Source organism: Halopseudomonas sabulinigri, from assembly GCF_900105255.1.
Lineage (GTDB): Bacteria > Pseudomonadota > Gammaproteobacteria > Pseudomonadales > Pseudomonadaceae > Halopseudomonas > Halopseudomonas sabulinigri.
The window spans coordinates 3,535,912-3,554,677 of sequence record NZ_LT629763.1; the positions used below are offsets into that span (position 1 = coordinate 3,535,912).

Annotated in this window: 16 protein-coding genes and 1 pseudogene; 8 read left to right on the forward strand and 9 right to left on the reverse strand. The window is 60.5% G+C overall.

The window, feature by feature from the left end:
* Window positions 1–8: 8 nt before the first annotated feature.
* The 6 genes and pseudogenes from efpL to BLU26_RS18880 form a co-directional block, all read right to left on the reverse strand.
* Window positions 9–575, reverse strand: a complete 567-nt coding sequence (gene efpL, locus BLU26_RS16065; protein ID WP_092287866.1) for an elongation factor P-like protein EfpL — start codon at window positions 573–575, stop codon at window positions 9–11.
* Between the two features lie 90 nt (window positions 576–665).
* Window positions 666–4,082 carry a mechanosensitive channel MscK gene (gene mscK / locus BLU26_RS16070; RefSeq protein WP_092287867.1) on the reverse strand — a complete coding sequence of 1,139 codons (3,417 nt, stop codon included), beginning with the start codon at window positions 4,080–4,082 and terminating at the stop codon, window positions 666–668.
* 166 nt (window positions 4,083–4,248) lie between these two features.
* Complete coding sequence (locus tag BLU26_RS16075; RefSeq protein ID WP_092287868.1) at window positions 4,249–6,051, reverse strand: acyl-CoA dehydrogenase; 1,803 nt, start codon at window positions 6,049–6,051, stop codon at window positions 4,249–4,251.
* A gap of 87 nt (window positions 6,052–6,138) precedes the next feature.
* Window positions 6,139–7,119: a serine/threonine protein kinase gene (locus BLU26_RS16080; protein ID WP_092287869.1), complete on the reverse strand. Its 981-nt coding sequence runs from the start codon at window positions 7,117–7,119 to the stop codon at window positions 6,139–6,141.
* A gap of 71 nt (window positions 7,120–7,190) precedes the next feature.
* Complete coding sequence (locus BLU26_RS16085; protein WP_231701965.1) at window positions 7,191–7,751, reverse strand: ComF family protein; 561 nt, start codon at window positions 7,749–7,751, stop codon at window positions 7,191–7,193.
* Window positions 7,752–7,775: 24 nt separating this feature from the next.
* Window positions 7,776–7,910 (reverse strand): annotated as a pseudogene (locus tag BLU26_RS18880) (hypothetical protein); the annotation flags it as partial.
* Between the two features lie 90 nt (window positions 7,911–8,000).
* Between BLU26_RS18880 and bioB the strand changes: the two are divergent.
* The 8 genes from bioB to BLU26_RS16125 all read left to right on the forward strand — a co-directional run bounded on the left by bioB (window position 8,001) and on the right by BLU26_RS16125 (window position 15,748).
* Window positions 8,001–9,050, forward strand: a complete 1,050-nt coding sequence (bioB, locus tag BLU26_RS16090; RefSeq protein ID WP_092287871.1) for a biotin synthase BioB — start codon at window positions 8,001–8,003, stop codon at window positions 9,048–9,050.
* Between the two features lie 88 nt (window positions 9,051–9,138).
* A complete protein-coding gene (gene bioF, locus BLU26_RS16095) occupies window positions 9,139–10,326 on the forward strand; it encodes an 8-amino-7-oxononanoate synthase (RefSeq protein WP_092287872.1) in 1,188 nt (395 codons plus the stop codon).
* Window positions 10,313–11,023: an alpha/beta fold hydrolase gene (locus BLU26_RS16100; protein ID WP_092287873.1), complete on the forward strand. Its 711-nt coding sequence runs from the start codon at window positions 10,313–10,315 to the stop codon at window positions 11,021–11,023. Before bioF ends, BLU26_RS16100 begins: the two co-directional genes overlap by 14 nt.
* Entirely contained in the window at window positions 11,020–11,817 is a 798-nt protein-coding gene (bioC, locus tag BLU26_RS16105; RefSeq protein WP_092288529.1) for a malonyl-ACP O-methyltransferase BioC, read from the forward strand. The genes BLU26_RS16100 and bioC overlap by 4 nt, the downstream gene beginning before the upstream one ends.
* Before the next feature lie 11 nt (window positions 11,818–11,828).
* Window positions 11,829–12,509 carry a dethiobiotin synthase gene (gene bioD / locus BLU26_RS16110; RefSeq protein ID WP_092287874.1) on the forward strand — a complete coding sequence of 227 codons (681 nt, stop codon included), beginning with the start codon at window positions 11,829–11,831 and terminating at the stop codon, window positions 12,507–12,509.
* A gap of 76 nt (window positions 12,510–12,585) precedes the next feature.
* Window positions 12,586–12,894 carry a hypothetical protein gene (locus tag BLU26_RS16115; protein ID WP_092287875.1) on the forward strand — a complete coding sequence of 103 codons (309 nt, stop codon included), beginning with the start codon at window positions 12,586–12,588 and terminating at the stop codon, window positions 12,892–12,894.
* 61 nt (window positions 12,895–12,955) lie between these two features.
* On the forward strand, window positions 12,956–13,717 hold the full coding sequence (locus tag BLU26_RS16120; RefSeq protein WP_092287876.1) for a putative metalloprotease CJM1_0395 family protein: 762 nt from the start codon (window positions 12,956–12,958) through the stop codon (window positions 13,715–13,717).
* Window positions 13,718–13,942: 225 nt separating this feature from the next.
* Window positions 13,943–15,748, forward strand: coding sequence for a phenylacyl-CoA dehydrogenase (locus BLU26_RS16125; RefSeq protein WP_092288530.1), 1,806 nt, complete (start codon window positions 13,943–13,945; stop codon window positions 15,746–15,748).
* Window positions 15,749–15,822: 74 nt separating this feature from the next.
* Here the strand turns inward: BLU26_RS16125 and egtB are convergent, their stop codons facing one another.
* The 3 genes from egtB to yjgA all read right to left on the reverse strand — a co-directional run bounded on the left by egtB (window position 15,823) and on the right by yjgA (window position 18,659).
* Window positions 15,823–17,034 (reverse strand): ergothioneine biosynthesis protein EgtB, encoded by a 1,212-nt coding sequence (gene egtB / locus BLU26_RS16130; RefSeq protein WP_092287877.1) that lies wholly within the window; start codon window positions 17,032–17,034, stop codon window positions 15,823–15,825.
* Window positions 17,031–18,011 carry an L-histidine N(alpha)-methyltransferase gene (egtD, locus tag BLU26_RS16135; RefSeq protein WP_092287878.1) on the reverse strand — a complete coding sequence of 327 codons (981 nt, stop codon included), beginning with the start codon at window positions 18,009–18,011 and terminating at the stop codon, window positions 17,031–17,033. Before egtD ends, egtB begins: the two co-directional genes overlap by 4 nt.
* A gap of 117 nt (window positions 18,012–18,128) precedes the next feature.
* A complete protein-coding gene (gene yjgA, locus BLU26_RS16140) occupies window positions 18,129–18,659 on the reverse strand; it encodes a ribosome biogenesis factor YjgA (protein WP_092287879.1) in 531 nt (176 codons plus the stop codon).
* Window positions 18,660–18,766: the final 107 nt, after the last annotated feature.

Below are 18,766 nucleotides of genomic sequence, written 5' to 3' on the forward strand. Positions count from 1 at the left end.
GGGGGCGCTCAGGCGCGGGACATGAACTTGCCGGATTCGGTGTTGATACGCACCACCTCGCCGGTCTCCAGGTACTCGGGGATCTGAATTTCCAAACCGGTGGCGAAGCGTGCGGTCTTGGTGCGGGCGCTGGCGGAAGAGCCCTTGATGGCGGGCGGTGTTTCTTCGATCGGCATCTCTACTACGGCGGGCAGTTCGATACCCACCAGACTGCCTTCCACCAGCAGGCCGTACAGCCCTTCGATGCCGTCGAACAGGTAGTCGAGCTGTTCTTCAAGTTGATCAGCGCTCAGGGTGAACTGGGCAAAATCCTCGTTATCCATGAAGGTGTAGCCATCGGCGTCCTGATACAGAAACTGCACCTGGCGTTTCTGGAAGTCGATAGGGCTCAGCATGTCATCGCCGGTCAGGCTCTGGTCCAGCTTCTGCTTGGTCTGCACGTGATTGAAGCGCACCTTGTACAGGGTGGTCCCGCTGCGTGAAGACGGGCTCTTAACGTCAATCTGGCTAACGATGTAAGGCTGGCTGTTGATCTGGACGATCTGACCTTTTTTCAGTTCGGCGGCTCTGGGCATGGCGGGTGACTCAACGAGGTTGAACGAGTCGCGTATTTTGCTCCCGCCCCCGGCCGCTCGGCAATAGCGTGCAGCGGGGGCCGTGCGTGGCTAGAGCGGGGGTGAGCCGCTGCCGGGTTCGTCGTCACTGCGTTCGGCAGGGGTTTCCGGGTCAGGGTCACCGACTTTGACCGGGATGGCGTCTGCCTGTTCGCGGTTTGGCTCATCCACGCGGTAGCTGTGTACCAGCTTTTCCAGGCCCTTGCTGCTGCGCAGATTGACGTCGAGCTGACGGAAGGCGATCTCGATGCCGTTCTCCTTGAACACCCGATCGATCTCGCGATTGATCTCATCTGTGGCCTGGTTACGGTCGGCCAGCTCCTTCACATGCACGCGCAGTTCGTGCTCCAGGGTGCTGTCGCTGAAATTGAGGAAGAACACCAGCGGCTCGGGGTCTTTCAGTACGCGTGGATTGTTCTGCGCTATTTCTTTCAGTAGTTGGCGCACTTTCGCCACGTCTGACCCATAGGCGACCCCGACCTTGATGATTACCCGAGTGATGGTGTCTTGCAGCGACCAGTTGATGATCTGCTCGGTGACGAAGTTCTTGTTGGGGACAATGATTTCCTTGTTATCGAAATCGGTAATGGTAGTGGCGCGAATACGAATGCGGTTGATGGTCCCGGACAGCGGCCCGATGGTGACCACATCGCCAATACGTACCGGGCGTTCAAATAGGATGATCAGGCCGGAAATGAAGTTGGCGAAGATTTCCTGCAGACCAAAACCCAGACCGACACCCAGTGCGGCCACCAGCCATTGCAACTTGTCCCAACTCACGCCCAGTGATGACAGTGAGCTGACCAGGCCGAAGCCGACGATCACATAGCTCAGCAGCGTGGTGACGGCATAGCTGGTGCCCTGGCGCAGTTCCATGCGCGAGAGCACCAGTATTTCCAGCAGGCCGGGCAGGTTGCGCGCCAGGGTGAAGGTGAGAATCAGGGTAACCAGTGCGCTGAGGATATCGCCGGCGCTGATCGGTACTGATTCGCCGGTGTTCAGGCCATCGCCTTCGTACTGCCAGAGCGTGACCGACTCAAGGTAGGACGCCGCGCTGATCAGGTCGGCCCAGGTGAAATACAACGCAATGCTGAAAGCGATCACCAAGGCCAGTTTGGCCAGGCGCAGTGACTGCTGGTTGATCTGCTGGATGTTCATTTCCGGCACTTCGACCGAGGGCACTTCGCTGTCCTGACCCTCACGTGCTTCGGCCGCCTGTCGTTTGGCCACGGCGCGCTGATAGGCTAGGCGGCGGCCGGCGACGTTCAGGTTGCGCACCACTGTGCCCTCCAGCAGCATCCAGAGCACGATCAGGTAAAGGCTGTCGATAAAGCGTTCGGCCAGCTTGACCGCGGTGTAGTGATAGCCCCAGGCCGTCAGTCCGGCCAGTGCCAGCGGCGCCAGAATCAGCACTGTGGTGGCACTGAAATGCAGTATGCGCGAATGATACAGCGGCTCGCTGCGCCACATCATGCGCCCCAGCAAACCGGCCAGCAGCGCCATGCCCAGCATCATGATGGCGCGTCCCAACGCGTCTCCACCCAGCTGCTGTGGCAGGGCGCCGTGCAGCCCCAGCACCAGTACCAAGGGCAGCATGATCCAGGCGAGTCGGCGGGCCAGCTTGTGCAGGCGCTGCACCAGGCTGTCATCCCAGTGGAAATGACGTGCCGCAATACCGCGCGGGTCAAGCACGCGGTACAGCAGGTGCAGGACAAACCAGGCCAGGCTGAGCTTGAGTAGCGCCAGGCCCAGTGCCGGCATCGCCGGTTCATTGCCCAGGTGCATTATCAGCCCCAGAAACAGCAGTGCCAGCGGTATCGGGCTGATCAACGCAATGGTCAGGCCCAGCGCCCGTGGGGTGTGCCAGGGGCTGTCTCGACGAAAGTGGCCGACCTCGTCGTGCAGGGTGTTGAGCTTGTGGCGCATGCTCGGTTGACGCCACAGATACAGGGCGATGAACAGGGCAAAGAAGATGCCCCAGGGGTAGTGCAGCTTTATGGTATTGACCACGTTGCCGGCCACCTGTTTGAGGTGCAGGCTGTCGACCTGGCGCTTGGCCTGGGCCGGAAAATCCTTCAGCCAGCCCATGTCCAGCGGTTTGCTGCTGGCGACCCAGAACAGCTGGTCGTCGATGGTGCGCTTGAGGTCATCGCTGAGCTGTTGCAGCTGGCGCTGGTTGATCTGCAGGCTGATGGCCAGATTGATCAACGTGTTGATGTTGTTGTTCAGCTGCTCGACCAGCGTCACCCGGCTGTTGACCATCTGTTCCAGCCCCGGGCGCAGGGCATCGCGCTGGCGCACGGGGATCTGTAGCAACAGGTTGTTCAGGTAGGCATCCGGGTTGCTCAGGTCGTTACTCAGCTGGGTGAGTTCAAACTGGCGCAGGCGCAGGTCGGCGATCTGATCGGCAATTCGGCTGTCAATGCTGACCTTGGGCAGTGCATTTTTCTGCTGGTGCAGTATGCGCGACAGCAGCAGGCTGCCTTCCAATACATCGATTTGCTGCTCTAGGGCCTTGTCGACCTGGCTCAAGTGTTCGGTTTGCTGCTTGGTTTCGATGTTGCGGCGGGTCAGGTCGCCAATCTGGCCAGTTGCCGATAACAGCTCCTCGCTCAGCTCGCGGTTGATGCTGCTCTGGTCCTGCAATACCTGATTCTGCGATTCGTCTTCCGGCAGCGTGGCGTCGCTGACAGCTTGTTCCGACTGGCTGCGGCGCTTTTCATTGATCACGTCCTGCAGGACCTTGATGTCGTCTTCGATCTGACGGATCTGCAGGCTCAACAGGTTTTTCTTTTGGGTTGCCAGGTCCTGTAGCACGTTATTGCCCGAGAGCTTCTGACGCAGCAGGTCGTTGGTGATTTGTAGGTAATCACGCTCGGCCTGCAGCATATCGATGCGCGCGCGGCTTTGCTGGGTTGGCGGCTGGCGCTGCAGCGAGCGCAGCTGTTCCGCCACGGTTTGCGCGCGCTTCTGGTTGTCCGACACGCTGGCCTGGGTGCGCTCCGGGCGTGTCTGGGCGGCAATCAGCTCGCCGTTAACGGCGGTCAGCTCGTTCTGCCAGGTGAACATCTGATTGACTTGTTCGGCCAGCTTGCCTTCCAGCTCGTGCAGCTCGGTTTTCTGCAGGCTGTCCTTACGTGCGTTGCCGGCGTTGTCGCGCTTGGCCAGTTGATTGTGTTGGGCGCGGATGCTTTGGGTTTCGCGCGGCGCGCTGGCGATCTCTTCCTGCAGCTTGTCCTGATCGTCCTTGGCCTGCACGCTCTGCTTGAGGTAGTTCAGGGTGCTTTGATACAGCTCGTTCAGCTCGCGCTTGTCCGGTTCGGCCAGGGAGCTGCTGTTGAGGGTCTCGACGCTCGCGTTGGTGGCTTCAATACGCTGATTCAGCTCTTCGGTCTGCGGCGCTTCCTGGGCCAGCACGCTGGTGCTGATAAACAGGCAGAGAATGAACGATGACAAAAAACGCGACATGAAAGGTGATCCTGAAGAGTACTGACCTGAAGGGTAGCTGCACGGCTGGCCGTTGGGAAGCGGACCGGCCAGCTACGACAAAGTTTCCTGGCCCACAAAGACAACAGGCCACCCTTGTGGGGTGGCCTGTTGAGATGGCGCTGATCAGTTGCGGGTCACGTAATGATCAGAACCAGGCGTCCTGCATGTCGTAACAGGTGGGGTCACGATTTTCCAGTACGTTCAGGTCATGGTGGCAGGATGGCACTTCCCAGTTGAGGAAGTAGCGCGCTGCCTGCAGTTTGCCCTGGTAGAAGTCGCGATCGGCCGGGTTACCGCTGTTCAAACCGTTCTGTGCGTGCACTGCCTGCTGCAGCCAGCGCCAGCCGATAACCATGTGACCAAAGGCTTTAAGGTAGAGCGCGGAGTTGGCTAGCGCCTGATTGACCTGGCCTTTGCCCATGTCACCCAGGAGCGCGACCGTAACCTGGCCCAGATGCGCGAGCAGTTTTTCCAGCGGCTCGCGCAGCCCGTTCAGCTCTGGATGCACGGCAGCCTGCTTGCAGGTGGCCAGAATCAGCTCAGACAGCTGCTTGAGCGCGGAGCCATTGTTCATCACTACCTTGCGCGCCAGCAGGTCGAGTGACTGGATGCCGTTGGTGCCCTCGTGGATCGGGTTGAGGCGGTTGTCGCGGTAGTACTGTTCTACCGGGTACTCACGGGTATAGCCGTGGCCACCGAGAATCTGAATGGCCAGCTCGTTGGCCTTGAGGCAGTAGTCTGATGGCCAGGCCTTGACGATGGGCGTCAGCAGGTCCAGCAGCTCCAGCGCGGTCTTGCGCTCGGCCTCGGTTTCCAGGGTTTCGGTGTCGTCGAACAGGCGGGCGGCATACAGGCCCAAATCGAAGGCGCCTTCAACGTAGGCTTTCTGTGCCAGCAGCATGCGCTTGACGTCGGTGTGTTCGATGATGGAAACCTGCGGTGCGGTCGGGTCCTTGCCATCGGGCAGACGACCCTGCGGACGCTCTCGGGCGTAGTTCAGCGAGTACAGGTAGCCGGCGTAGCCGAGCATCACCGCGCCCATGCCGACACCGATACGCGCCTCGTTCATCATCTGGAACATGCACGCCAGGCCCTGGTGTGGCTTGCCGATCAGGTAGCCGACGCAGTTGTCCTTGTCACCGAAGTTGAGGGCGGTAGAGGTGGTGCCGCGCCAGCCCATCTTGTGGAACAGGCCGGCCAGGGCAACGTCGTTGCGCTCGCCCAGACTGCCGTCATCATTGACCAGGAACTTGGGCACGATGAACAGCGAGATGCCCTTTACACCGGGTGGCGCATCGGGCAGCTTGGCCAGCACCATGTGCACGATGTTTTCCGATAGCGGGTGATCGCCGCCGGAAATGAAGATCTTGTTGCCCTTGAGACGGTAGCTGCCATCGCCAGCCGGTTCTGCCTTGGTGCGGATATCAGACAGCGAGGAACCGGCGTGCGGCTCGGTCAGCGCCATGGTGCCGAAAAAGCGACCTTCGATCATCGGCTGCAGATAGCGTTCTTTCTGCTCCTCGGTGCCAAAGTTTTCGATCAGGTTGGCTGCGCCCATGGTGAGCATGGCGTAGGACGAGGTAGCCGCGTTGGCCGACTGAAAGTGCGCGAAGCAGGCCTGGGACAGCAGGTTGGGCATCTGCATGCCGCCCTGCTCGAAGGTGCGGGTGGCGTTCAGAAAGCCGGCTTCCAGGAAGGCGTCGACCGCCGGTTTGACCTCGGGGATCAGCTCGGCCGCACCGTCCACGTATTTGGGCTCGTTCTCGTCGCTCTTGCGGTTGTGCGGGGCAAAGAGCTTCTCGGCGATGGTGCGGGCGGTGCCAATGGCCGCGTCGAAGGTTTCCCGGTTGTGGTCGGCAAAGCGCTCACGCCGGGTCAGGCCTTCGGCATCCAGCACTTCATAGAGTTCGAAGGCCAGGTTACGTTGATCAAGCAGTATCTCGGTCATGGAGGTCACCTCAAATTTTAACGCGAAGCAGTGTATTGGCTGATTCCCCGGCTGGGAATGGCCATTGATGATCTTTATGCAGCCAGATCAGAACAGGCGTAGCACCGGCTCATCCATCGCCGCGCGCTGTTCTCGCAGGGTCAGTATTTGCTCGGCCCAATAGCGTTCGCTGGCAAACCAAGGGAAGTGCATCGGGAAGGCCGGGTCGTCCCATCGGCGTGCCAGCCAGGCGCTGTAGTTGATCAGTCGCAGGCTGCGCAGCGGCTCAATCAGCGCCAATTGGCTGGGATCAAAATCGTAGAATTCGTTGTAGCCATCGGCCAGCTCGGCCAGCTGGGCCTGACGTTGGTCGCGCTCGCCGGACAACATCATCCACAGGTCCTGAATGGCCGGGCCCTGGCGGCAGTCATCCAGATCGACCATGTACAGGCTTTCATCGCGCCAGAGCAGATTGCCGACGTGCAGGTCGCCGTGCAGCCGGAGTGTGGTGCACGGGTGTGCGGCGAAGCGCTCGGCGACCACCTTGAGCAGGTCCTCTGCGACCGAAAAGTAGGCGGCTTGCAGGCCGTCTGGTACCACATTCGTGCTGCGCAAAAAATCCAGGCTGTCGGTGCCGAAGGTTTCTACTGTCAGCTCGGGCCGGTGATCGAAGGGCCGCATGGCGCCAACCGCGTGTAGCCGGCCGACCAGGCGGCCCAGCATGAGCAGGTGATCCGGGTTTTCGAATTCGGGTGCACGGCCGCCAAAACGCTTGAACAGGCTGAAGCGGAAGCCGGCGAACTCGAACAGGGTTTCGCCATTGATCTGCATCGGCGGAATGACCGGTATCTCGCGCTCGACCAGCTCCAGGGAGAACTGGTGCTCTTCAAGAATGGATTCATCGCTCCAGCGCAGCGGACGGTAGAACTTGGCGATCAGCGGCTGAGCATCTTCGATGCCAACCTGAAACACCCGGTTTTCATAGCTGTTGAGGGTGAGCGTGCGGGCATCGGAGACAAAGCCCAATGACTCGACAGCGTCGAGTACGGTATCGGGGGTGAGCAAAGCAAAGGGATGGTGCGCGTCCATAACCGGTTCGCCTGCGTCAGAAAAGGGTAGCTATGGTGGCACAACTCAGGGGGCAGGTGGCAACTCTGCGCTCAAGGCGTGCGCGCGGCGCACCAGATCTGCACTGAGTTTGCGCCCGCGCGCAGCAGGGTGCGGGTGGCTTCGGCAGCGCTGGTGCCGGTGGTCATCACATCATCGACCAGGGCGATGTCACGCCCGGTGATCTGCGCCGGTTGGCTGCAACAAAAGGCATCGTGCAGATTTTGCTGGCGCTGGCGGGCGGTCAGGCCCTGTTGCGGCTGCGTAGCGCGGCTGCGCTGCAGCGCCTTGCGTTCTAAGGGCAGCTGCAGAGCGCTAGCCAGCGGGCGGGCCAGTTCAAAGGCTTGGTTGTAACCACGCTGTGCTTGCCGTGCCGAATGCATCGGCATGGCCATCAGCAGGTCAGGACGGCGCTCGGGGAATTGCGCCAGATAATGAGTCAGATGCAGCAACATCAGCTGAGCGAGCAATCGGCCATAGGCATTCTGCCGGTGGTACTTGAAGGCAGGCACCAGCGAGTCCACGGGAAAGCGGTAAAGCAGCGGTGCGGTAGCATGCGCGAAGGGTGGCGGGCGCTGCAGACACTGACCACAGAGCGCATCGGCCTGAGGCAAAGGTAGCGCGCATTGGCGGCAATGCGCGTGCAGCCAAGGCAAGTCGGCGAGGCAGCCGCGGCAGAGGCCTGCCTGCAAATGCGCTACGCGTAGCCCACAAAGCAGACAGTGGCTTAATAGGTTGTTTTTTACCCAGCTGTAAACTTGTGATTTTAACAATGGTTGACAGCCTCCATGCCGTCGCTATCATGCTTGCCATAGAGTGAACCCTCGAGGGTTCCCAAAGCAATATTCCAAGGACATGACTCCATGACAGCTTCCGTGACTCGCCACGACTGGACGCCCGCCGATGTTCTGGCGCTGTTCCGCCTGCCCTTCAATGACCTGTTGTTCCGCGCCCAGACGGTGCACCGTGAGCACTTTGATCCCAACCGAGTCCAGGTCTCCACGCTGCTGTCGATCAAGACCGGCGCCTGCCCGGAAGACTGCAAGTACTGCCCGCAGTCGGGCCATTACAATACCGGCCTGGATAAGGAAAAGCTGCTGGAAGTACAGAAAGTGCTGGATGAGGCCGCCGCGGCCAAGAAGATTGGTGCCACGCGTTTCTGTATGGGCGCCGCCTGGAAGCACCCCTCCGAGAAAGATATGCCTTATGTGTTGCAGATGGTTCGCGGCGTGCGCGAGCTGGGGTTGGAAACCTGCATGACCCTGGGCAAGCTGACCAAAGAGCAGACCGCGGCGTTGGCCGACGCCGGATTGGATTATTACAACCATAACCTGGATACCTCGCCGGAGTTCTACGGCAACATCATCACCACGCGCACTTACGGCGATCGGCTGGAAACCCTGGCCTACGTGCGTGATGCGGGCATGAAAATCTGCTCCGGCGGCATTCTGGGTATGGGCGAGTCGGTCGAAGACCGTGCGGGTCTGCTGATTCAGTTGGCCAATTTGCCGGAACACCCTGAGAGCGTACCGATCAACATGCTGGTCAAGGTCAAGGGCACGCCACTGGAGAACGCCGAAGACGTCGACCCCTTCGACTTTATCCGCACGCTGGCGGTCGCGCGCATCATGATGCCCAAATCCCACGTGCGTCTGTCCGCCGGCCGTGAACAGATGAATGAGCAAACCCAATCGCTGGCCTTTTTTGCCGGTGCCAATTCGATCTTCTACGGCGAGCGCTTGCTGACCACCGCCAACCCACAGGCGGAGAAGGACATGCTGTTGTTCGAGCGCCTGGGCATCAAGCCCGAAGAGCGTGAAGAGCACGACGACGAGGTGCATCAGGCCGCGATCGAGCAGGCGCTGGTCGAGCAGCGCGACAGCGCGTTGTTCAGCAACGCTGCGGCGGGTTAAGCGCAGCGACAAGCCGCAAGCTAACCCCAGTAGAGTGTTTTAACTTGCGGCTTGAAGCTCGCCGCTTCACCCCGAATGAGTGTTCCGCGTGCCCTTTGACCTGTCTGCCCGCCTGGCCGAGCGCCGGGCTGCCCATCTCTATCGCCGCCGACCCCTGCTGGATGCCCCGCAGGGCGTACGCGTGCGAGTGGATGGCGAAGAGCTGCTGGCGTTCTGCAACAATGATTATCTGGGGTTGGCCAATCATCCCGAGGTGATCGACGCCTTTGTGGCCGGCGCACAGCGTTGGGGCGTGGGCGGCGGCGCTTCACACCTGGTGGTCGGGCACAGCGCGCCACACCACGAACTGGAAGAGGCGCTGGCAGTGTTTACCCGCCGCCCACGTGCTTTGCTGATGTCCAGCGGTTACATGGCCAATCTGGGCACGGTGACGGCATTGGTAGGGCAGGGCGATACCGTGCTGGAGGACCGTCTCAATCACGCCTCGCTGCTCGATGCGGGCCTGTTGAGTGGCGCGCGTTTCTCACGTTATCTGCACAACGACCCTGCGAGCCTTGCCTCACGTCTGGACAAGGCAACCGGTAACACCCTGGTCGTGACCGATGGTGTGTTCAGTATGGATGGTGATCTCGCCAACCTGCCGGCGCTCTGCGCTCAGACTCGCCAGCGCGGCGGCTGGATGATGGTGGATGATGCGCACGGCTTCGGCTGTCTGGGTGCAGAGGGCGGCGGCATCGTCGAGCACTATGGGCTGGGGCTGGATGATGTGCCGGTGCTGGTCGGTACCCTGGGCAAGGCTTTTGGCACCGCTGGCGCCTTTGTTGCCGGCAGCGAGGAGCTGATTGAAAGTCTGATTCAGTTTGCCCGCCCCTATATTTACACCACCAGTCAGCCTCCGGCAGTCGCCTGTGCCACGCTCAAAAGCCTGCAGCTGCTGCGGGAAGAGCAATGGCGGCGTAGCCACTTGCAGCAGTTGATCAAGCGTTTCCGCACTGGTGCTGCCGGTCTGGGCCTGCAACTGATGGATAGTCCGACCCCGATACAACCCATCCTGGTTGGTAGTAGCGATCGCGCGCTGGCGTTGTCGGCAGCACTACGGGAGCGCGGTATTCTGGTGACCGCTATCCGCCCGCCAACGGTACCGCGCGGCACAGCGCGGTTGCGGGTAACCCTGTGCGCCGCGCACAGTGAAGATGATGTGGCGCAGTTGCTGCAGGCGCTGGAAGCTGCCCTAGCAGCATTGCCGGACGAAGAGAAGATCCATGAACACCATTAATCTGTTACCTGGCTGGTCATTGGCCGCCAGCAATCTTGCTGCCCTGCAACAAGCGTTGCAGGGCAGCCTGCCAGACTACAGCCTGATCAATCATGAGCTGCCGCCGATGCAGATGTCGAATCTGGAGGCAGACCTCGAACAGCTGGCCAGCAGCTTGCTTCCCGGCTGGCTGGTGGGTTGGTCGCTGGGCGGCGTGCTCGCTGTTCAGCTGCTGAGGCGTTATCCAGAGAGGTTCTGCGGGGTTGTGACGATTGCCAGCAACGCCTGTTTCGCGGCGCGTGCTGATTGGCCAGAAGCCATGCCAGCCGACACGTTCAAGGCGTTCTTCAGCGAAGCGCGCGAGAACCCGGAGAAAATTCGTAAGCGCTTTGCGCTGCTGGTGACACAGGGTGCGGCGCAGCCGCGCGAGCTAAGCCGGCAGCTGAAATGGACTGACGCCGACCCGCTACAGCGTTTGAACCACCTGGCCTTGCTGGGGGTGCTGGATAACCGCGCTCATTTGCGTCGCTGCGAACAGCCGGTACTGCACATTCTGGCGGCGCAGGATGCCCTGGTTCCGGCGGCTGTGGCGGCTGAACTGCAGGCGCTTAATACGCAGGCGAGAGTAGCTGTACATCCGCAGTCCAGCCATGCGTTGCCGTTGGAGGAACCACAGTGGTTAGCGCAGCAGATTGCCGATTGGGTGCAGCAGGCGTGAGCAGCGAGGCAATCGACAAGCGCCAGATCGCAGCCTCCTTTAGCCGCGCTGCCGGCACCTACGACCAGGTGGCCGAGCTGCAGCGCAGTGTCGGCAACAACCTGCTGGCGCGTTTGCCTGATCCGCCCTTCCAGAGTCAATTGGCTGACATTGGCTGCGGGACAGGTTTTTTTACCCGCGCCCTGGCCGAGCGATTTGGCCGCCCCGTGCTGGGGCTCGATATTGCCGAGGGCATGTTGCGCTATGCGCGCGACCGCAGCCCGGACTCGCTGGATTGGGTAGCCGCGGACGCGGAGAACCTGCCCTTGCGCTCTGCCAGTCAGGACCTGCTGTTTTCCAGCCTGGCGCTGCAATGGTGTCCGCATTTGCCGCAGGCCCTGGCGGAAGCCTTCCGCGTGCTGCGCCCTGGCGGCTGTATGGCGTTCAACACCTTGGTGGAAGGTACCTTGGGCGAACTGCGCGATGCCTGGCTGGCCGTGGATGGTTTTGTGCACGTAAATCGCTTTATGCCGCTAACGCAATTGCAACTGATGCTGGCCCAGGCCGGGTTTGCCCGTTGGCACTGTGAGGTAGAGTCGCACGTGCTGCACTATGGTCAGTTAAGTGAGCTAACCCATGAGCTGAAAGCGCTTGGGGCGCACAATCTTAACGCCGGGCGCCCCAGTGGCTTGACGGGGCGGGCGCGCTTGCGCGGGTTGACCGCCGCCTATGAAGTGCAACGTCAGGCTGCCGGGTTGCCGGCGACTTATCAAGTGGCGCAGGTTCTGTTGTTCAAGGGCCTTGATCAGGTTTGATGGAGTAAAGCATGTCCAAACGCTATTTTGTTACCGGAACCGACACTGAAATCGGCAAGACCACGATCGCCGCAGCGCTGTTACATGCCGCGCGCGTGGGCGGTTTGAGCACGGCAGCTGTCAAGCCGGTCGCGGCGGGTTGTGAGCGCACCAGCGGCGGGCTGCGCAACGAAGATGCCTTGGCGCTCCAGGCTGAGTGCTCGCCGGCGCTGGCCTACGAACTTATCAATCCGATTACGCTGGAGGCGGCCATCGCGCCGCACATTGCTGCCAAAGAAGAGGGCGCGGCGCTCACCCTGGAAATTTTGGCGGGTGCCTGCCTGCAGGTGTTTGACCGCGAGCGCGACCTGACCTTGGTGGAGGGTGCGGGTGGCTGGCGCGTACCGCTCAATGACGACGAGCTGCTGTCTGAGCTGGCGGTTGAGTTGAAGCTGCCGGTGGTATTGGTGGTGGGTATGCGGTTGGGCTGTATCAACCATGCCTTGCTGACCTGCGAGGCCATCGCGGCCGACGGTCTGCAGTTGGCAGGTTGGGTGGCCAATCATGTTGACCCTGACATGAGCCGGCCGGATGAGAATCTGGCAACCCTGCAACAACTGATCAAAGCTCCGCTGCTGGGCCGCGTGCCTCGCCTGGAGAGTGCCGATGCGGCGTCGGTGGCTGCCCATCTGGATGTTACCCCGCTGGTCTGAACTGACCGGTGGTGATACTCAATACTGGCCTTTTGTGCTTGAATGTAAGCAGGCTCTCTACATCTGAGGTTGTGCCATGGCTACCCTTGACTTGATTTCATCTGGCCTGACCAGTGTGCGTCAGGGACAGAATCGCGTTTCCAACGCGGCTTCCGATATTGCTCGCCTGGGCAGTTCCGTCGATCCGGTAACGGCGCAGGCTACGCCCACGCAGCCGGCCACTGGTCAGGCCGTGTCCAGCGCGCCGGTAGAAAGCGCACGCCCGGTCAACCTGGTAGACAGTCTGGTTGAATTGCAAAGGGGACGTCAGGAGGCAGAGGTCGGCGCCTCGGTAATCGATACCGCCGACGAGGTTTTGGGCACCCTGCTTGACGTAACTGTCTGACGCCTATGCCATCCCTGGCACGTCAGAGTTCGTCTGCCTGCAGACTCTAGAGGTCTGAGCAATGACAAACATCGGCGCGTTCAGCGCTTATTCCTATTCCCCTGCGCCTGTACCGGCACCGGTAACTGGCGTCGTATCGGCCAACCTGACTGTGCCCTCGACTGGCGTTTCTACCCGCTTCGCGCCGGTGGATGAAGCCAGCGCCTCCGCGTCGACCAAGGCTGAGCAAGGCGACGCTGCACCTGCCGAAGAAACTTCCGACCTTGAGCAGCAAAAGCGCGCTCAGCTGGCCGCCGCCGAGGCCCAGCAGCTGCAGGCAACACAGCAGGAAATCCGTGAACTGGCGGCGCGTGACCGCGAGGTGCGCACGCACGAGCAAGCGCACATGTCAGTCGGCGGGCAATATGCCGGTGCCGTGCAGTATGACTATGATCGTGGTCCCGACGGGCGTCTCTATGCGGTGGGTGGCGAGGTAGGCATCGATACCTCGCCCATTCCCGGGAACCCGCAGGCGACCATCGAAAAGATGGAGCAGGTCCGTCGCGCCGCACTGGCACCGGCTGAACCGTCCGGGCAGGATCGTTCGGTAGCTGCCCAAGCGGGGCAGGCGATTGCTCAGGCCAGGGCCGAGTTGGCAACCCAGCAGCCGGACAAGGCACGACAAGGTGAAGCGGCATCCGACGACAACAGCGAGATTGAGTCGGGCGAAGAGGCTGATGAGGGGGCGACAGCTGAGGCGGGCCGCGTGCGAGATCTTTCGCTTTACCGCGATGTGGCAATCTCTGCCAGCCCCGCTGACTCAGCGATCAGTCTGAGCGCCTGACCCCGGGCGTACTCCCTTCTGCTTTAACCTGGCCCCACGCGATCGGTGGCCACTACTTCCTGCGGTGTATGTTCACAACTATTTATGATGCGACATTCAGGGAGGGGTTGACTTTCATTTGGCGTAAACGTATGTTTCAAACACATGTTTGAAAGTGCTGTTTTGCAGTACCAAATGCAGCTTCGGCTGCCCTTGCATCTGATACTACTGTTGAGGTCAAGCACCATGCCCGATTACAAGGCCCCCCTGCGTGATATCCGTTTCGTTCGCGACGAGCTTCTGGGTTATGAAGAGCATTACCAGAGCCTGCCTGGTTGCGAAGACGCAACGCCCGACATGGTCAATGCCATCCTGGAAGAGGGCGCCAAGTTCTGTGAGCAGGTAATCGCCCCATTGAACCGCGCTGGCGACAGTGAAGGTTGTACCTGGAGCGCTGATGGCGTGACTACGCCTACCGGTTTCAAAGAAGCCTATCAGCAGTACGTTGAAGGTGGCTGGCCGAGTCTGGCGCATGACGTCAACCATGGTGGTCAGGGTCTGCCCGAGTCGCTGGGTCTGGCGATCAGCGAAATGGTTGGTCAGGCCAACTGGTCCTGGGGTATGTACCCCGGCCTGTCCCACGGTGCGATGAATACCCTGGATGAGCACGGCACCGACGAACAGAAGCACACCTATCTGACCAAGCTGGTTTCTGGTCAGTGGACTGGCACCATGTGTCTGACCGAGTCCCATTGTGGTACTGATCTGGGCATGCTGCGCACCAAGGCTGAGCCGCAGGCTGACGGCAGCTACAAGATTTCCGGCACCAAGATCTTCATCTCCTCCGGTGAGCACGACATGGCCGAGAACATCGTCCATATCGTATTGGCCCGCCTGCCCGATGCACCGGCTGGCACCAAGGGTATCTCCCTGTTCATCGTTCCCAAGTTCTTGCCCGACGCCAATGGCGAGAAGGGCGAGCGTAACGGCGTAAGCTGTGGTTCGCTGGAACACAAGATGGGTATTCATGGTAACGCCACCTGCGTTATGAACTTCGACGCCGCTACCGGCTTCCTGATCGGTCCGCCGAACAAAGGCCTGAACTGCATGTTCACCTTCATGAACACCGCGCGCCTGGGTACTGCCTTGCAGGGTCTGGCCCACGCTGAAGTCGGTTTCCAAGGTGGTATTCAGTACGCCCGTGATCGTTTGCAGATGCGCGCTCTGACCGGTGCTAAGGCACCCGACAAGGCTGCTGATCCAATCATCGTGCACCCCGATGTACGTCGCATGCTGCTGACCATGAAGGCTTTCGCTGAAGGCAACCGTGCCATGGTTTACTTCACCGCCAAGCAGGTCGATATCGTCAAGAACAGCCAGGATGCCGAGCAGAAGAAGCAGGCTGACGCACTGCTGGCGCTGCTGACGCCGATTGCCAAGGCGTTCATGACCGAAGTGGGTTTTGAAGCAGCCAACCACGGCGTGCAGATCTACGGTGGTCATGGCTTTATCGCTGAGTGGGGCATGGAGCAGAACGTTCGCGACGCGCGCATCTCCATGTTGTACGAAGGCACCACCGGCATTCAGGCTCTTGACCTGCTGGGCCGTAAGGTACTGATGACGCAGGGCGAAGCGCTGAAGGGCTTCACCAAGATCGTGCACAAGTTCTGCCAGAACAACGAGGGTAACGACTCCATCTCCGAATTTGTTGCGCCGCTGGCACAGCTGAACAAGGAGTGGGGCGAGCTGACCATGAAAGTGGGTATGGCTGCCATGAAGGATCGTGAAATGGTCGGTGCTGCGTCGGTTGATTACCTGATGTACAGCGGCTATGCCTGCCTGGCGTACTTCTGGGCAGACATGGCGCGGGTAGCTGCAGCCAAACTGGCTGAAGGTACTTCCGAGGAGGCCTTCTATAAGGCCAAGCTGCAGACCGCGCGCTTCTACTTCCAGCGCATTCTGCCGCGTACCCGCACTCACGTTGAAAGCATGCTGTCCGGGGCCGACAACCTGATGGAGATGGACGCAGAGCACTTCGCACTGGGTTACTGATCCAGCGCGCAGCCTTGCTGCGAATAGAAGGGCCGCTCCGGTTATCCGGAGCGGCCTTTTTTATTGTCGAGCGCTCAGCTATCGCGCGCCAAGCGCAGCCCGCTGAACTGCCACTGCGTAGCGGCAGGAAAGAAGTTACGGTAGGTGTTTCTGCTGTGGCCCGCCGGGGTCGCGCAGGAGTTGCCGCGCAGCACCATCTGATTGATCATGAACTTGCCGTTGTACTCGCCCACCGCGCCAGCTGCTGGCTGATAACCAGGGTAGGGAAGGTACGCGCTGTTGGTCCATTGCCATACCTCGCCAAACAGCCCTGCCAGATCAGGTGCGCTCTGGGCTGCGTGTTCCCACTCGGCTTCGGTCGGCAGGCGGGCGCCCGACCAACGGGCGAAGGCATCTGCTTCATATAGGCTGACATGGCATAGCGGCGCTGCGTGATTTAGCGGTTGCAGGCCAGCCAGGGTGAAGGCTTGCCACTTTTGATCTGCGTGCTGCCAGTACAGTGGTGAGGCCACGCCCTGCTGGCTGACCCAATCCCAGCCGTCGGAGAGCCACAGCTCGGGTCGCTGGTAACCGCCGTCAGCGATGAAGGCGAGAAAGTCACCATTGCTGACGTTACGCTCGGCGAGCTGGAAGGGTTCCAGCCAGACGCGGTGACGTGGACCTTCGTTGTCGTAGCTGAAGCCGTTTTCAGTGGCGCCGATTTCGCATAGCCCGCCGGCAAAGGCGCGGTACTGACGGTGCCGTGCGGTGGCTGCGGCGGATTGTTGTTCGGGAGTGCGATCGCGCCAGGCCGGTTGCAAGGGGTTGCAGGAAAAGTGATGTTTCAGGTCGGTGAGCATTAGCTCTTGGTGCTGCTGCTCATGCTGCAGCCCCAGCGTTACCAGGTCGGCCAGAGGCGCAAGCTGTTGCGGGTTGCCCAAGAGTCGTTGCATCTGCTGGTCAACCTGCTGGCGATAGTGCAGCACCTCGTCCAGCGAGGGGCGTGACAACAGGCCTCGTTCCGCGCGCAGATGGCGCTCGCCGACACCGATGTAGTAGGAGTTGAACAGCACCTTGTAGCGCGGATCGACAGGGGCCGGCGGTGACGCTAATGCGCCAAGCACAAAGGTTTCAAAGAACCAGGTGGTATGCGCCAGGTGCCACTTCAATGGGCTGGCGTCCGCCATGGACTGTAGCTGACAATCTTCCGCGCTAAGGCCGCGTATCAGTTCGAGCGAGTACGCACGCGTTTGCGCGTAGCTGAACTCGAGGCTGCAGGCTGCGCTCTCTCTGGCTTGGTGGTTCATGCCGGTTCAGCCAGAAAAACGCCAAACCAGTCTTGCGGGTCGGTCCAGTAGTGGCTGCAGCGCAGACCGCTCGCTGCGAGCAGCGCGCGGAACTCATCCAGGCTGTATTTGTGGGAGTACTCGGTCAGTATGTGCTCATCTGTGCCGAAGTAGCGTCGGGTGTGGCGACCCAAGCTGACGCTGTGCTTTTCTTTCGCGACCAGATGCATCTCGACGCGGCGATGTGCTGCATCGAAATGCGCGAAATGGCGGAAGCGTTCCGGTTGGAAATCCGCATCCAGCTCGCGGTTGACCACGTTGAGTACGTTCAGGTTGAACGCCGCCGTGACGCCGCGCGCATCATCGTAAGCCGCCTCCAGAATGGCTTTTGGCTTGATCAGGTCTGCTCCGACCAGCAATCGACCATGCTCTCCACAGTGGGCCCTTATACGTCTCAGAAAGCGCATGGCGGCGCGGGGCTCGAAATTGCCGATGGAGGAGCCAGGGTAAAAAAACACGGGAGGGTTGCCGGGACGTTCTGCCAGCAGGTCGTGAAGATCAAGGTGCTGGGTAAAGTCGTTGACCACCCCAATGCACTCGAGCTGAGGGTGTTGCTGGGCAACGGCAATCATCGAGCTCTGCAGAAATTCACCGGCGATGTCGACCCCGATGACGCGCGCAGGCTGAAGCACGTTCAGCCATTGCAAGGTCTTGCCGCAATCACCGCACCCCAGGTCTATCCACTGCAGGTTGCGTGGCAACTGTGCGGCTATGGCATCGCGGTTTTCCGCAAATATCCGGGCTTCGGTACGGGTGGGGTAGTACTCGTCTAGCTGGCATATGTTGGTAAATAGCTCACAGCCGAGATCATCGTAGAAATATTTTGAGTCGATGCGTGCTTGTGGTTGAAGCAATCCGTGCAAGAGTTGTTGGCGCTCATCCTGAGTCGGTAGCCGCAGGGCTGTCTCGAGTCGGGGCAGTTCAAGGGCAAGGCTCACTTAGCATTATCCTCTGCAGGTTAAAGACGCGTGTCTTAAAACCTAGCAGCCCGTTTCGCATAGTGCCAACCTGAGCACGGTTTGGCGCGCTCGTCTGTGACGCAGTACCGCCCGGATTCAGAGGCCTTTGGCGCTATCGGCCAACTGACGAATAAGCTTGAACAGCTTACGCGCGGCTGAGGGTGCCTTGTTTTGTTCGGCTTCCTTATTGGCCTGGCGTACCAGTTGGCGGATGTGCTGGCGGTCGGCGGTCGGGTAGGCGAGCATGAACAACTCCAGCTCATCGGACCGGCCAGTCAGCAGGCGGTCTCGCCACCGTTCCATCTGGTGGAAATGCTGGGCATGCGCCTGGGTGCTGCTGTCGATCAGGTCGAGGTAGGTTTGAATGGCATCGGTATCCTGGTCGCGTACCAGCTTGCCAACAAAGCTCATGTGACGCTTGAGAGCACCCCGAGCGGTGTGTTTCGGAGCCTCGGCCAGGGCAAGGCGCAGCTTGTCGGTCAGCTCCAGCTTGTTCAGTTGCTCAGGCTTGAGCGCTATGAGGCGTCGGCCCATCTCCTGCAAGGCATCCATTTCCCGTTTGATCTGGCTTTTGCTCTTGCTTTCGTCAATGGGTTCGAGGGATTCGTCTTCGTGAAACTCGGTCATGGCGTGCCTGTAGAAAGTTGCTCTGGGAGAGGGCGATACCGGCCTATGATACCCGTTCTGGCTTGCCCGGGGTAATCCACTGTGGTCGGCGGCGGCGCAAGGCCGCT

Coding starts and splice junctions, on each gene's coding strand:
- efpL (WP_092287866.1), bottom strand. CDS start 575: ATGCCCAGAGCCGCCGAACTGAAAAAAGGTCAGATCGTCCAGATCAAC.
- mscK (WP_092287867.1), bottom strand. CDS start 4,082: ATGTCGCGTTTTTTGTCATCGTTCATTCTCTGCCTGTTTATCAGCACC.
- BLU26_RS16075 (WP_092287868.1), bottom strand. CDS start 6,051: ATGACCGAGATACTGCTTGATCAACGTAACCTGGCCTTCGAACTCTAT.
- BLU26_RS16080 (WP_092287869.1), bottom strand. CDS start 7,119: ATGGACGCGCACCATCCCTTTGCTTTGCTCACCCCCGATACCGTACTC.
- bioB (WP_092287871.1), top strand. CDS start 8,001: ATGACAGCTTCCGTGACTCGCCACGACTGGACGCCCGCCGATGTTCTG.
- BLU26_RS16100 (WP_092287873.1), top strand. CDS start 10,313: ATGAACACCATTAATCTGTTACCTGGCTGGTCATTGGCCGCCAGCAAT.
- bioD (WP_092287874.1), top strand. CDS start 11,829: ATGTCCAAACGCTATTTTGTTACCGGAACCGACACTGAAATCGGCAAG.
- BLU26_RS16115 (WP_092287875.1), top strand. CDS start 12,586: ATGGCTACCCTTGACTTGATTTCATCTGGCCTGACCAGTGTGCGTCAG.
- BLU26_RS16120 (WP_092287876.1), top strand. CDS start 12,956: ATGACAAACATCGGCGCGTTCAGCGCTTATTCCTATTCCCCTGCGCCT.
- BLU26_RS16125 (WP_092288530.1), top strand. CDS start 13,943: ATGCCCGATTACAAGGCCCCCCTGCGTGATATCCGTTTCGTTCGCGAC.
- egtB (WP_092287877.1), bottom strand. CDS start 17,034: ATGAACCACCAAGCCAGAGAGAGCGCAGCCTGCAGCCTCGAGTTCAGC.
- yjgA (WP_092287879.1), bottom strand. CDS start 18,659: ATGACCGAGTTTCACGAAGACGAATCCCTCGAACCCATTGACGAAAGC.